Genomic DNA, 13,656 nt, shown 5'->3' on the forward strand with positions numbered 1-13,656 from the left:
CGTACTGTGAAGACGGTACGGCCCCGCTCCCTTTTGGAACGCACATGCCTCCCAGCACCGCCACCCCGTCCGCCGCCCCCCGCACCACCGAGCTGACCATCGGCGGGATGACCTGCGCCTCCTGCGCGGCCCGCGTCGAGAAGAAGCTCAACCGCATGGACGGGGTCACCGCGACCGTCAACTACGCGACGGAGAAGGCGCGGATCGACCACGCGGCGGAGGTGGCGGTCGCCGATCTGATCGCGACGGTCGTGAAGACCGGCTACACCGCCGAGGAACCCCCGCCGCCGCGCCCCACGCCCGAGCCGGCGGCGCACGCGCGAGAGGAAGCGGACGCGGAACCCGCAGCGGAACCGTCCGCCCGGCGCGGCGAGCCCGACCCGGAGCTGGACGCGTCCCGCACCCGCCTGACCGTCTCGGCGCTCCTCGCCGCGCCCGTGGTGCTCCTCGCGATGGTCCCGGCCCTCCAGTTCGACCACTGGCAGTGGCTCTCGCTCACCCTCGCCGCCCCCGTCGTCGTCTGGGGCGGGCTCCCCTTCCACCGGGCCGCCTGGACCAACCTCCGGCACGGCGCCGCCACCATGGACACCCTCGTCTCGGTCGGCACGCTCGCCGCCTTCGGCTGGTCGCTCTGGGCGCTGTTCCTGGGCACCGCCGGCATGCCCGGCATGCGCCACGGCTTCGACCTCACCGTCGGCCGCACCGACGGCCCCGCCACGATCTATCTGGAGGTCGCCGCCGGGGTCGTGACCTTCATCCTGCTCGGCCGCCATCTGGAGGCCCGCGCCAAGCGGAAGGCCGGTTCCGCGCTGCGCGCGCTGATGGAGCTGGGCGCCAAGGACGTGGCCCTCCTCCGGGACGGCGTGGAGGTACGGGTTCCGGTGACCGCCCTGCACGTCGGCGACCGTTTCGTCGTCCGGCCCGGGGAGAAGATCGCCACCGACGGCACCGTCGCGGCGGGGCTCTCCGCCGTCGACGCCTCCCTGCTCACCGGCGAGTCCCTCCCGGTCGACGTGGCGGCCGGGGATCCGGTGACGGGCGGCTGCGTCAACTCCTCCGGCCGGCTGGTCGTGGAGGCCACCCGGGTCGGCGCCGACACTCAGCTCGCCCGGATGGCGAAGCTGGTGGAGGACGCGCAGAACGGCAAGGCCGCCGCCCAGCGCCTGGCCGACCGGATCTCCGCCGTCTTCGTGCCCGCCGTGCTGCTGATCGCGCTCGGCACCCTGGCGGGCTGGCTGGGGGCGACCGGCGACACGACGGCGGCCTTCACGGCCGCGGTCGCCGTCCTGATCATCGCCTGCCCCTGCGCCCTCGGCCTGGCCACCCCGACCGCCCTCATGGTCGGCACCGGCCGCGGCGCCCAGCTCGGCATCCTCATCAAGGGCCCGGAAGTCCTCGAATCCACCCGCCGCGTCGACACCGTCGTCCTCGACAAGACCGGCACCGTCACCACGGGCCGGATGACGCTGCGGAAGGCGTACGCGTACGAAGGGGAGGACGAGGCCGAGCTGCTGCGCCTCGCGGGCGCCCTGGAGCACGCCTCCGAGCACCCGGTCGCCCGCGCCGTCGCGGCCGGCGCCGCCGAGCGCCTGGGCCTGACGACGGCCGGGCTGCCCGCGCCCGAGTCGTTCGAGAACGTGCCCGGCCTCGGTGTGCGCGGCACCGTCGGCGGCCACCGGGTCCTCGCGGGCCGCGCCGCCCTGCTGGAGGCCGAAGGGGTCGAGGTGCCCGGGCCGCCCGCCCCCGGGGCCGTCCACATCGCCTGGGACGGCCGCGCCCGCGGGTTCCTCACCGTCGCCGACGAGGTCAAGGAGACCAGCGCCGAGGCGGTGGCCCGGCTGCGCGCCCTCGGCCTGACACCGGTCCTGCTGACCGGGGACAGTCTCACCGTGGCCGAGACGGTGGCGGCCGAGGTGGGCATCCCGGCCGACCGGGTCTTCGCCGAGGTGCTGCCTCAGGACAAGGTCGACGCGGTACGACGTCTTCAGGCCGAAGGCCGGACGGTCGCGATGGTCGGCGACGGCGTGAACGACGCCGCCGCGCTCGCCGTGGCCGACCTGGGTCTCGCCCTGGGCACGGGCACGGACGCGGCCATCGAGGCGGCCGATCTGACGCTGGTCCGCGGCGACCTGCGGGTCGCGGCCGACGCCATCCGCCTCGCCCGGCGCACCCTGGCCACCATCAAGGCCAACCTGGCCTGGGCTTTCGGCTACAACCTCGCCGCCCTCCCACTGGCGGCCGCCGGCCTGCTGAACCCCATGATCGCCGGACTGGCGATGGCCTTTTCGTCCGTTTTCGTGGTGACCAACAGCCTCCGTCTCCGAAGGTTCACGTGAATTCACCTACACGTGACCGCACAGGACCTTCACAAAGAGACCTAGATCACAGATATTTGGGGGTAACCATTCAGGCCGTTCGCGAGTCTAAGTGGGCGATGCCGAGAACGTCTTGGGGGACGTTCATGGGATGTCTTGGGGGACGTCTCAGGCAAGCGTTGGCCGGGGCACGTGCACCGGGGAGCTTTGAGCGGCCCTCCCGTACGTACCCCGGCAGACCGCGCAGACCCGCGTAGCTTCTGTCGACCGACAGGCGCCCGGCCCGGATCCCGTGGGGGGAATCCGCACCGGGGATATGGGAAGCGCCCCGCTCGCCGACCCGTGGGGGGATCGGTGGCGGGGCGCTTTTCGTTCAGCGGCCCGAAGGCCGGGGCCGGGGGCCGAGACAGGCCCTCGGCCCCATCAAGGCTGCCCACGGCCCCGTCAAGGCTGCCGTCCCTGAGGTCAGCGGCCCTCGACCGGCACGAAGTCGCGCAGGACCTCGCCCGTGTAGATCTGGCGCGGGCGGCCGATGCGGGAACCCGGCTCCTTGATCATCTCGTGCCACTGGGCGATCCAGCCCGGGAGACGGCCGAGCGCGAAGAGCACGGTGAACATCTCGGTCGGGAAGCCCATCGCGCGGTAGATCAGACCCGTGTAGAAGTCCACGTTCGGGTAGAGGTTGCGCGAGACGAAGTAGTCGTCGGAGAGCGCGTGCTCCTCCAGCTTGAGCGCGATGTCCAGCAGCTCGTCGGACTTGCCGAGGGCCGAGAGGACATCGTGCGCCGCCGCCTTGATGATCTTGGCGCGGGGGTCGAAGGACTTGTACACCCGGTGGCCGAAGCCCATCAGGCGGACGCCGTCCTCCTTGTTCTTCACCTTGTTGATGAAGGAGTCGACATCGCCGCCGTTGGCCTGGATGCCCTCGAGCATCTCCAGGACCGACTGGTTGGCGCCACCGTGCAGGGGGCCCCACAGGGCGGAGATGCCGGCGGAGATCGACGCGAACATGTTCGCCTGGCTCGAACCCACCAGACGGACGGTGGACGTCGAACAGTTCTGCTCGTGGTCCGCATGCAGGATCAGCAGCTTGTCGAGCGCGGAGACCACGACCGGGTCGAGCTCGTACTCCTGGGCCGGGACCGAGAAGGTCATGCGCAGGAAGTTCTCGACGTACCCGAGGTCGTTGCGCGGGTAGACGAAGGGGTGGCCGATCGACTTCTTGTACGCGTACGCCGCGATCGTCGGCAGCTTGGCGAGCAGCCGGATCGTGGAGAGGTGGCGCTGCTTCTCGTCGAACGGGTTGTGGCTGTCCTGGTAGAACGTGGACAGCGCCGAGACCACCGAGGACAGCATGGCCATCGGGTGCGCGTCGCGCGGGAAGCCGTCGAAGAAGCGCTTGACGTCCTCGTGCAGCAGCGTGTGCTGGGTGATCTCGTTCTTGAAGGTCGCCAGCTCGTCGACCTTGGGAAGCTCACCGTTGATCAGCAGGTACGCCACCTCGAGGAAGGTGGAGCGCTCGGCCAGCTGCTCGATGGGGTAGCCGCGGTACCGCAGGATCCCCTGCTCACCGTCGAGGTAGGTGATCGCGGATTTATAGGCGGCCGTGTTGCCGTAGCCGCTGTCCAGGGTCACCAGACCGGTCTGCGCCCGGAGCTTCCCGATGTCGAAGCCCTTGTCGCCGACGGTGCTCTCGACCACCGGGTAGGTGTATTCACCGTCCGCGTACCGCAGTACTACAGAGTTGTCGCTCACGTCATCCCTCACCGACGTAGTGCCTCTTCTTCGAGGTGCCCTGACTGTCTCTACCATCCCCCATTTGGCTCAGGAGAGTGCACTCGGGGTCGACCATTGGGCCATTTGGCGGCACTCAGTGCCGCCAACCTGCTCATCTTGCCCCCTTCGCCCCGCTTCCGGAAGTCGGGGGTCGTCTTTCACACGACCGGATGCCCGCCGCCGCGCCCCCGGCGTCACACCCGCGCGGCGGACGCCCCGGCCAGCCGATGGGCGAGGCCGGTGCAGCGCCTGCCTGCGGAAACGGTGCGAACGGCCTGGCCGATCGCCTTGCGGGAGCCCACCAGGACCACCAGCTTCCGGGCCCGCGTGACGGCGGTGTAGAGCAGATTCCGCTGGAGCATCATCCAGGCGCTGGTGGTGACAGGGATCACCACCGCCGGATACTCGCTGCCCTGCGAACGGTGGATCGTCACGGCGTACGCGTGGGCCAGCTCGTCCAGCTCGTCGAAGTCGTACGGCACCTCCTCGTCCTCGTCCGTCCGCACGGTCAGCCGCTGCTCCACGGTGTCGAGCGAGGTCACGACGCCGACCGTGCCGTTGAAGACGCCGTTCGCCCCCTTGTCGTAGTTGTTGCGGATCTGCGTGACCTTGTCACCGACACGGAAGACGCGGCCACCGAAACGCTTCTCGGGCAGATCGGGCCGGGCCGGGGTGACGGCCTGCTGCAAGAGCCCGTTCAGCGCGCCCGCACCGGCGGGACCGCGGTGCATCGGCGCCAGAACCTGCACGTCACGGCGCGGATCGAGACCGAACTTGGCGGGAATCCGACGGGATGCGACCTCGACCGCGACCCGCGCCGCGTCCTCCGTCTCGTCCTCGACGAAGAGGAAGAAGTCCGGCAGCCCCGTCGTCACGGGCACGAGCCCCGCGTTGATCCGGTGCGCGTTGGTCACCACACCCGACTGCTGCGCCTGCCGGAAGATCCGGGTCAGCCGCACCGCCGGCACCGGACTGTCCGGGGCCAGCAGATCGCCAAGGACCTCCCCCGCGCCCACCGAAGGCAACTGGTCCACATCCCCCACGAGCAGCAGGTGCGCACCGGGCGCCACGGCCTTCACCAGCTTGTTGGCCAGCAGCAGATCGAGCATCGACGCCTCGTCCACGACCACCAGATCGGCGTCCAGGGGGCGGTCCCGGTCGAACGCCGCGTCGCCGCCCGGCTTGAGCTCAAGGAGCCGGTGGACGGTCGACGCCTCCGCCCCGGTCAGCTCGGCCAGCCGCTTCGCCGCCCGGCCCGTGGGCGCGGCCAGCACCACCTTGGCCCGCTTCGCCCGGGCCAGCTCCACGATCGACCGGACCGTGAACGACTTCCCGCACCCCGGCCCGCCGGTCAGCACCGCGACCTTCCGGGTCAACGCGAGCCGCACCGCCTCCTCCTGCTCGGGCGCGAGCGACGCCCCCGTACGGTCGGCCAGCCAGGCCAGCGCCTTGTCCCACACCACATCCCGGAAGGCCGGCATCCGGTCCTCCTCCGCCCGCAGCAGCCGGCCGATCTGGGCCGCGAGCGAGATCTCCGCCCGGTGGAACGGCACCAGATAGACGGCGGTGACCGGCTGCCCGTCGGGCCCCGGCACCGGCTCCCGCACGACCCCCTCCGGGTCGTCGGCCAGCGCGGCGAGGCACTCGATGACCAGCCCGGTGTCCACCTGCAGCAGCTTCACCGCGTCGGAGATCAACCGCTCCTCGGGCAGGAAGCAGTGCCCCTGGTCCGTGGACTGCGACAGCGCGTACTGCAGACCCGCCTTGACCCGGTCGGGGCTGTCGTGCGGGATGCCGACGGCCTGGGCGATCTTGTCGGCGGTCAGGAACCCGATGCCCCAGACGTCGGCGGCCAGGCGGTAGGGCTGGTTGCGCACGACGGAGATCGAGGCGTCCTCGTACTTCTTGTAGATCCGCACGGCGATGGAGGTGGAGACCCCGACGCCCTGGAGGAAGACCATCACCTCCTTGATCGCCTTCTGCTCCTCCCAGGCCGCCCCGATCAACCGCGTCCGCTTGGGCCCGAGCCCGGGCACCTCGACGAGCCTCTTCGGCTCCCGCTCGATGACGTCGAGGGTGTCGGTGCCGAAGTGCTCGACGATCCGCTCGGCGATCCGCGGGCCGATGCCCTTGATGAGACCGGAGCCGAGGTACCGGCGTATGCCCTGGATCGTGGCGGGCAGCACGGTCGTGTAGTTCTCCACCGTGAACTGCTTGCCGTACTGCGGATGCGAGCCCCAACGCCCCTCCATCCGCAGCGACTCACCCGGCTGCGCCCCGAGGAGCGAGCCGACCACGGTGAGAAGATCCCCGGCGCCCCGACCGGTGTCGACACGGGCGACGGTGTACCCGCTCTCCTCGTTGGCGTAGGTGATCCGCTCGAGAACCCCTTCGACCACTGCCTGGCCCTGACCCTGGTTGGACATGGTCCGAAGGTAGCGAAGGGGTCGGACAAGGGGCGTCCCGGGCCGAGAGGCACCCTTCACCGGGTGGGCTGCGCGAAGACACATGGCGATGCAAGCGGAACGGACAGAACAGTGACTGCGGATCAGCAGCAAGGTGCCATCTGGGCGCTGCCCGATGTGTCCCTCGTCGTCAGGGGAGGACCCGAGCTCGACCCCGAGGAGGTGAGCAGGAAGCTCGCCATCCAGCCGACGGGAACCCGGGAGCCCGGGCCCAGTCGGTGGGGGCCGCCGGGAGATGTCGACGGGGAATGGCGGCTTCAGGTCGACGAGCGCTCCACGAGGGTCTTCTCGGAGCAGCTCGACACCGTCCTGACGGCAGTCGAACCGCACGCCGGCGCGGTGGGCGAACTCATGGCGGACGGGCTCTCCGTGACCCTCACCATCAGGGGATACGTGGGCAACGACGCACAGCTCGCCTTCACGCCCGAGCAGATGCGCCGCGTGGCCCTCCTCGGCGTTCCGCTGACCCTCGCCCCCAGCACGAGCGAACGGTAACCGCCATGTGGACCTCGATCACCACCTCCCTCGCCCTCACCGGAAGCGGCCTGGACCCCTCGGCCGTCGACCGTGCCCTCGGGCTGTCCCGGCTCGCGGAGCAGCTGACCGGCGCGTCGGTCCACCATGGGCCGGGCTGGTGGGCCTACAGCCTCGACGAGCACTTCTCCACCGACCTGGGCGAGCAGGTCGCGGCGCTGACCGCCCAGGTCGCGCCGCGCCTCGACGCCATCAGGGCGCTGTCGGCCGTCGGCTGCTTCGCCCAGGTGTCGATCGCGGGCACGGTACGGGCGGACGAGCGGCTGACGCTCTCGCCCGAGTCCGCCGACCGGCTCGCCGCACTCGGGTTGCCGGTCTCCTTCACGACGCTCCTGGAGGGCAACACCGCTTCCGAGGACTCGCTGGACTGGCTCGACTGAGGCACTCGCCGGCCGGGGGCCGCGCCGCGCGGGACGGGGGCGGTGCGGCCGAGCAGGCCGGGGCCCTCCGCCGGATCAGACCGCCAGGAACCTCCTCGTCGTCTCCTCCAGCACCTCCACGCCGTCCCGCGCCCACAGTTCGTCGTTGAAGAGCTCCACCTCGATCGGGCCCGTGTATCCGGCCGCCTCGACATGGGCGCGCCACGCGCGGAGGTCGATCGTGCCGTCGCCCAACTGGGCGCGGCCGTTGAGGACTCCGGCCGGGAGGGGGGTGGTCCAGTCGGCGAGCTGGAAGGTGTGGATGCGGTGCGCCGCGCCCGCGCGGGCGACCGCCGCAGGGGCGCGGTCGTCCCACCAGATGTGGTAGGTGTCCACGGCCACGCCCACCTGCGAGGACGGAAAGCGCTCGGCGATGTCCAGCGCCTGGTCCAGGGTGGAGACCGCGCACCGGTCCGCCGCGTACATCGGGTGCAGGGGTTCGATCGCCAGGCGGACGCCTCGCTCCCCCGCGTACGGGGCGAGTTCGGCGATCGCGTCGCCGATCCGGGCCCGGGCGGCCGCCAGGTCGCGGCTGCCCGGGGCGAGGCCGCCCGAGACCAGGACCAGGGTGTCGGTGCCGAGGGCGGCCGCTTCGTCGATCGCCGCGCGGTTGTCGTCCAGCGAGTCGGCGGTGGTGAAGAAACCGCCCCGGCACAGGGTGGTGACGGCCAGTCCGGCGTCCCGTACGAGTTCGGCCGTGGCCGCCAGGCCGTACGCGTGCACGGGCTCGCGCCACAGGCCGATGCCCGGGATGCCGAGACGTACGCACTGCTTCACGAGCTCCGGCAACGACAGCTGTTTCACCGTCATCTGGTTGACGCTGAAGCGCGAGAGGGGGTTCGACGGGTTCACCGCGGGACTCCGTACACCGTGAGCAGGGACCGCATCCGGGACTCGGCGAGCTCCGGATCGGGGAACAGGCTGAGCCCGTCGGCCAGTTCGTACGCCCGCGCCAGGTGCGGCAGCGAGCGGGCCGACTGCAGGCCGCCGACCATCGTGAAGTGGTCCTGGTGGCCCGCCAGCCAGGCCAGGAAGACGACCCCCGTCTTGTAGAAGCGGGTCGGCGCGCGGAAGAGGTGGCGGGACAGTTCGACCGTCGGGTCGAGGAGCGCGCGGAACCCCGCGACGTCGCCGGTGTCCAGGACCCGTACCGCCCGGGCCGCCAGCGGACCCAGCGGGTCGAAGATGCCGAGCAGGGCGTGGCTGAACCCGTGCTCGTCGCCGACGATCAGCTCGGGGTAGTGGAAGTCGTCGCCCGTGTAGCAGCGGACGCCCTCGGGGAGGCGGCGGCGCAGGTCGACCTCGCGCCGGGCGTCGAGGAGGGAGACCTTGATGCCGTCGACCTTGTCCGGATGGGCGGCGATGACCTCCAGGAAGGTGTCCGTCGCGGTGTCCAGGTCGGCCGAGCCCCAGTAGCCGTCGAGCGCGGGGTCGAACATCGGCCCGAGCCAGTGCAGGATCACCGGCTCGGAGGCCTGGCGCAGGAGGTGGGTGTACGTCTCCACGTAGTCGTCCGGGGACGCGGCGGCGGCCGCGAGGGCCCGGGAGGCCATGAGGACGGCGCGGGAGCCGGTCTCCTCGACGAGGGCGAGCTGCTCCTCGTACGCCCGGCGGACGGTCGTCACGTCCGCGGGCCCGGTCAGCTGGTCCGTGCCGACACCGCAGGCGATGCCGCCTCCGACGGCCTTGGCCTCGGCGGCCGAGCGGCGGATCAGCTCGGCGGCGCCGGCCCAGTCCAGGCCCATCCCGCGCTGCGCGGTGTCCATCGCCTCGGCGACGCCCAGGCCGTGGGACCAGAGGTGGCGGCGGAAGGCGAGGGTGGCGTCCCAGTCGACCGCGGCGGGCGCGTCGGGGGTGGTGTCGGCGTACGGGTCGGCGACGACATGGGCGGCGGAGAAGACGGTACGGGAGGCCAGGGCGCCGCTACGGGCATCCGGGGCGCCCGTACCCGAGACCGGCGCGCCAGTCCCCGCGCCCAGGGCGGTCGCGCGGCGCGGCGTGTACTCCCGTACGCCGCCGTCCCCTCGGGGCAGGCGGATCACAGCGTGATCTCCGGGACGGACAGGCGGCGGCCCTCGGCCGCCGACCGCAGGCCCAGCTCGGCGAGCTGCACACCGCGCGCGCCGGCGAGCAGGTCCCAGTGGTACGGCTCCCCGAGCACCACGTGCCGCAGGAACAGCTCCCACTGCGCCTTGAAGCCGTTGCCGAAGTCGTCGTTGTCCGGGACCTCCTGCCACTGGTCGCGGAAGGGTTCGGTGGCGGGGAGGTCCGGGTTCCAGACCGGCTTCGGGGTGGCCGAGCGGTGCTGGACGCGGCAGTTGCGCAGGCCGGCGACGGCCGAGCCGTGCGTGCCGTCGACCTGGAACTCGACCAGCTCGTCGCGGTGGACGCGGACCGCCCAGGAGGAGTTGATCTGGGCGACCGCCCCGCCCTCCAGCTCGAAGATGCCGTACGCCGCGTCGTCGGCGGTCGCCTCGTACGGCTTGCCCCGCTCGTCCCAGCGCCGCGGGACATGGGTCGCGACGTGCGCGGTGACGCTGGTGACCCGGCCGAACAGCTCGTGCAGGACGTACTCCCAGTGCGGGAACATGTCGACGACGATGCCGCCGCCGTCCTGCGCGCGGTAGTTCCAGCTGGGGCGCTGGGCCTCCTGCCAGTCGCCCTCGAAGACCCAGTAGCCGAACTCGCCGCGCACGGACAGGATCTCGCCGAAGAAGCCGCCGTCGATCAGCCGCTTCAGCTTCAGCAGGCCGGGGAGGAAGAGCTTGTCCTGGACGACGCCGTGCCGGACGCCGGCGGCCCGGGCGAGGGCGGCGAGCCGCAGGGCGCCGTCGAGGTCGGTGGCCGTGGGCTTCTCGGTGTAGACGTGCTTGCCGGCGGCGATGGCCTTCTCGAGGGCCTCGGCGCGGGCCGAGGTGACCTGGGCGTCGAAGTAGAGGTCGATCGAGTCGTCGGCGAGGACGGCGTCGAGGTCGGTGGACCATTCGGTGAGGCCGTGGCGCTCGGCGAGGGCGCGCAAGGCGTGCTCCCGGCGCCCGACGAGGACGGGCTCGGGCCAGAGGGTCTCGCCGTCGCCGAGGTCGAGGCCGCCCTGCTCGCGCAGGGCGAGGATCGAGCGGACGAGGTGCTGGCGGTGGCCCATCCGGCCGGTGACGCCGTTCATGGCGATCCGGATCGTCCTGCGTGTCACGACGGTTCTCCTCCACGTGCATGGATCGGCGCGGGCGTGACGCGGCGCGCGCCGGACGGCGCGCAGCGGCGATCACGCGATAGAAAGCGCTTACTATCGGAGATGACGCTAGCCTGCCGACAACACGCCGGACAAGGGGTCGGCCCCCGTCACCTCGGAGGTACGCGATGACCGTCACGCTCGCGGATGTGGCCGCGCGGGCCCAGGTGTCCCCCGCGACCGTCTCCCGCGTCCTGAACGGCAACTACCCGGTCGCCGCCTCGACCCGGGAGCGGGTGCTGCGGGCGGTGGACGACCTGGACTACGTCCTGAACGGGCCGGCGAGTTCGCTCGCCGCCGCCACCTCCGACCTGGTCGGCATCCTCGTCAACGACATCGCCGACCCCTTCTTCGGGATCATGGCGGGGGCGGCGCAGAGCGCGATCGGGGAGGGTGCGTCGGGGCGGGCCGGCGGCGAGAAGCTGGCCGTCGTCTGCAACACCGGCGGTTCCCCCGAGCGCGAGCTGACCTATCTGACGCTGCTGCAGCGGCAGCGTGCGGCGGCCGTGATCCTGACCGGTGGTTCGCTCGAGATGCCGGAGCACATGGCGGCGGTGGCGGTGAAGCTGACGAAGCTGGCGGACGCGGGGACCCGGGTCGTGCTGTGCGGGCGGCCGCCGGTGGCGGGCGACGCGAGCGTGGCGGCGCTGACCTTCGACAACCGGTCGGGGGCGCGGCGGCTCACCGACCACCTGCTGGCGCTGGGGCACCGGCGGATCGGGTACGTGGCGGGGGCCGCGAACCGGACGACGACCCGGGACCGGCTGGAGGGGCACCGGGAGGCGCTGGCCGCGGCCGGGGTGGTGGAGGGGCCGACGGTCCACGGTTCCTACGACCGGCGCTCCGGTTACGACGCGACGCTGGAACTGCTGCGCCGGGAGCCGGAGCTGACGGCGGTGGTGGCGGCGAACGACACGGTGGCGCTCGGCGCGTGCGCGGCGCTGCGGGACCGGGGGCTGAGCATTCCGGGAGACGTGTCGGTGGCGGGCTTCGACGACCTGCCCTTCTCGCTCGACGCGGTGCCCGCGCTGACGACCGTACGGCTGCCGCTGCAGGAGGCGGGGGCGCGGGCGGGGCGTCTGGCGATGGGCACGGAGGCGACGCCGCCGGGCGGCATCGCCAGGATCGCGGCGGAACTGATGGTCCGCGACTCCACGGCCCCGCCCCGGGGGTGACCGAGGGGACCGGCGGCCACCGGAGGCGTCACCCGTCGGTCCCCGCGCTCAGCCGCTCGCGTACGCGGGACCGCACGTACCGCACCGTCTCGCCCAGCTCTCGCACCTGAGCGTGCGGGTTCCCCTCGCCGTGGACGCGGGCGGTGAGGGAGTGGAGGCCGATGTCGAGGCCGAATGCCCGGCCGAACAGGCGCATCCAGCCGCGGAGTTCGGAGTGGTCGACCGGGAACTCGTAGGCCGGGGTCGAGACCAGCACACGTGCGAGCAGGTCGACGCGGATCCCTATCGCGGTGAGGGGGTCGACAGGCTCGGTCGGGGGCGCGCCGTCGAAGAGGTCGACGCGGACGGACCGGGAGCCCCTCAGGTCCTCGACGAGATCGCCGGCGGCGCCGCCGAGGCCGAGGACGCGGGTGAGTCCGCCGTCGATCGCGCGGAGGTGCGCGAGGGCGCGGCGAGCGGCCCGGGCGCGGGTGGGGATGAGGGCGACGGGACCGGTGCGCTCGCGCTGGGCACGCGCGAGCCCGCGGTCGACGGCGAGGAGGCGGCGAGCGATCTCGGCGAGAAGAGCGTCCATGTGACGGAGACTCGCCGTGTGGTCGGAAGAAGCGGCGGGCACGCGTGACCTCCTTGCTGCGACGGTGTCATCGTCGCAGCAGCCCGCCGACAGCCCAACCCCCGACCGGACGAGGATCGTTCAACGAGCCACGCACGGGGCGAGGGCGGGGTCGCGGTCGATCGGCGCGTGGTCCCGGGGCGCGCGGGCTCGCGGGTCGGCGGGGTCGCGGGCGGCGCCGGCCTCAGACCGGGGTGACGCAGGCACCCGGCTTCCCGGGGGAGTCGACCACGTACTCCGCGTGCAGCAGATAGTCGCCGGGGCCGCAGGACGCCTCGTCGAGCACCCGGTATTCCGCCAGGGGCGACCCGCAGCCGACCTTCTCCAGACGCTGTTCCGGCCAGTCGGCCTCGTTGCGTACGCAATCGCCCGCCGACAGCGCGACCGGTTCCCCGCCGCTCGACAGCAGGCCCACGACGAGCAGGGTCGGAACCGCCAGGGCGAGGAGGGCGATCGGGGTGAGGATCAGCATCGCGGGGGCGCGGCGCAGGACCCTCCTGCCCGGGTCGAGCGGCGGTCGGGCGGCACCGTACGGCTCGGGCAGCCGGCGCAGGGCGGCGCGGGCGCCGAGGACGTTCCCCAGGACCACGAAGGGCGTGACGAAGAGGGAGAACAGGCCCCACCAGCCCGTCACCAGCGTGTCGGAGGTCATCTGCCGGTAGACGGAGAGCCCGCAGGTGCGGCAGAAGGAGCCCCGCCGCGTGACCGTGCGCATGATGACGACCATGCCCTGGTGGGCGCGGACGGTCACGGCGGCCGCGGGCTGCGCCCCGCAGACCTCGCAGCCTGCCGCCTGCGGTCCTGACGGCCCCGGCTGTCCGGGGTATCCGTAGGGGCCGGGCTGCTGCTGCCCTTGCTGCCCGTAGGAACCCGCCTGCCCCTGCCCGTAGGGGCTCGGCGGCGGCTGCCCGTACGGCGGGTACGGGTGTGGCTGCTGCGGGTGCTGCGGCGGGTGTGGTTGCGCATGCGGATGCGGAAACGTCATGGCTCCGGTCCCCCTCGGTCGTCGAAACCAGCACCCTAGCGGCAGCCTCGTCATGCACACGCCCGAGGTCGCCCCGGGCCGCCCCCGGGCACCCCCACCCCGCCTCCGCCCCCGACGCGGATCCTGCGCAGGTGCTTGACCTGGC

The 13,656-nt window shown here is 72.3% G+C and carries 11 protein-coding genes; 4 read left to right on the forward strand and 7 right to left on the reverse strand.

The window, feature by feature from the left end; genetic code table 11:
• Positions 1-44 precede the first annotated feature (44 nt).
• On the forward strand, positions 45-2,336 hold the full coding sequence (locus ACFZBD_RS24265; protein WP_391142946.1) for a heavy metal translocating P-type ATPase: 2,292 nt from the start codon (positions 45-47) through the stop codon (positions 2,334-2,336).
• Between the two features lie 444 nt (positions 2,337-2,780).
• Here ACFZBD_RS24265 and ACFZBD_RS24270 read toward each other — a convergent pair whose 3' ends face one another.
• A complete protein-coding gene (locus ACFZBD_RS24270; RefSeq protein ID WP_352190558.1) occupies positions 2,781-4,070 on the reverse strand; it encodes a citrate synthase in 1,290 nt (429 codons plus the stop codon).
• Positions 4,071-4,285: 215 nt separating this feature from the next.
• Positions 4,286-6,517 (reverse strand): ATP-dependent RecD-like DNA helicase, encoded by a 2,232-nt coding sequence (locus ACFZBD_RS24275; RefSeq protein ID WP_391142949.1) that lies wholly within the window; start codon positions 6,515-6,517, stop codon positions 4,286-4,288.
• Positions 6,518-6,628: 111 nt separating this feature from the next.
• On the opposite strand from ACFZBD_RS24275, the gene ACFZBD_RS24280 reads away from it, so the two are divergent.
• The gene (locus tag ACFZBD_RS24280) at positions 6,629-7,051 is read left to right on the forward strand and encodes a DUF4279 domain-containing protein (RefSeq protein WP_391142953.1); all 423 of its coding nucleotides are present in this window, start codon (positions 6,629-6,631) and stop codon (positions 7,049-7,051) included.
• A 5-nt stretch (positions 7,052-7,056) separates the two neighbouring features.
• Positions 7,057-7,470: a DUF4279 domain-containing protein gene (locus tag ACFZBD_RS24285; protein ID WP_391142956.1), complete on the forward strand. Its 414-nt coding sequence runs from the start codon at positions 7,057-7,059 to the stop codon at positions 7,468-7,470.
• A 75-nt stretch (positions 7,471-7,545) separates the two neighbouring features.
• Here ACFZBD_RS24285 and ACFZBD_RS24290 read toward each other — a convergent pair whose 3' ends face one another.
• Genes ACFZBD_RS24290 through ACFZBD_RS24300 form a run of 3 tightly spaced genes read right to left on the reverse strand, consistent with a single transcriptional unit; the run spans position 7,546 to position 10,699 of the window.
• On the reverse strand, positions 7,546-8,319 hold the full coding sequence (locus tag ACFZBD_RS24290) for a TIM barrel protein (RefSeq protein ID WP_391143354.1): 774 nt from the start codon (positions 8,317-8,319) through the stop codon (positions 7,546-7,548).
• 38 nt (positions 8,320-8,357) lie between these two features.
• Positions 8,358-9,551 (reverse strand): DUF993 family protein, encoded by a 1,194-nt coding sequence (locus ACFZBD_RS24295; RefSeq protein ID WP_391142959.1) that lies wholly within the window; start codon positions 9,549-9,551, stop codon positions 8,358-8,360.
• A complete protein-coding gene (locus ACFZBD_RS24300; RefSeq protein WP_391142962.1) occupies positions 9,548-10,699 on the reverse strand; it encodes a Gfo/Idh/MocA family oxidoreductase in 1,152 nt (383 codons plus the stop codon). Before ACFZBD_RS24300 ends, ACFZBD_RS24295 begins: the two co-directional genes overlap by 4 nt.
• A gap of 167 nt (positions 10,700-10,866) precedes the next feature.
• Here ACFZBD_RS24300 and ACFZBD_RS24305 point away from each other — a divergent pair, with 167 nt between their 5' ends.
• Positions 10,867-11,913 carry a substrate-binding domain-containing protein gene (locus tag ACFZBD_RS24305; RefSeq protein WP_391142965.1) on the forward strand — a complete coding sequence of 349 codons (1,047 nt, stop codon included), beginning with the start codon at positions 10,867-10,869 and terminating at the stop codon, positions 11,911-11,913.
• Positions 11,914-11,941: 28 nt separating this feature from the next.
• Here the strand turns inward: ACFZBD_RS24305 and ACFZBD_RS24310 are convergent, their stop codons facing one another.
• Positions 11,942-12,487, reverse strand: coding sequence for a hypothetical protein (locus tag ACFZBD_RS24310; RefSeq protein ID WP_391142968.1), 546 nt, complete (start codon positions 12,485-12,487; stop codon positions 11,942-11,944).
• Positions 12,488-12,710: 223 nt separating this feature from the next.
• On the reverse strand, positions 12,711-13,241 hold the full coding sequence (locus ACFZBD_RS24315) for a hypothetical protein (protein WP_391142970.1): 531 nt from the start codon (positions 13,239-13,241) through the stop codon (positions 12,711-12,713).
• Positions 13,242-13,656: the final 415 nt, after the last annotated feature.

Origin of the sequence: Streptomyces sp. NPDC008121, assembly GCF_042957155.1 — a bacterium.
Taxonomy (GTDB): Bacteria; Actinomycetota; Actinomycetes; order Streptomycetales; family Streptomycetaceae; genus Streptomyces.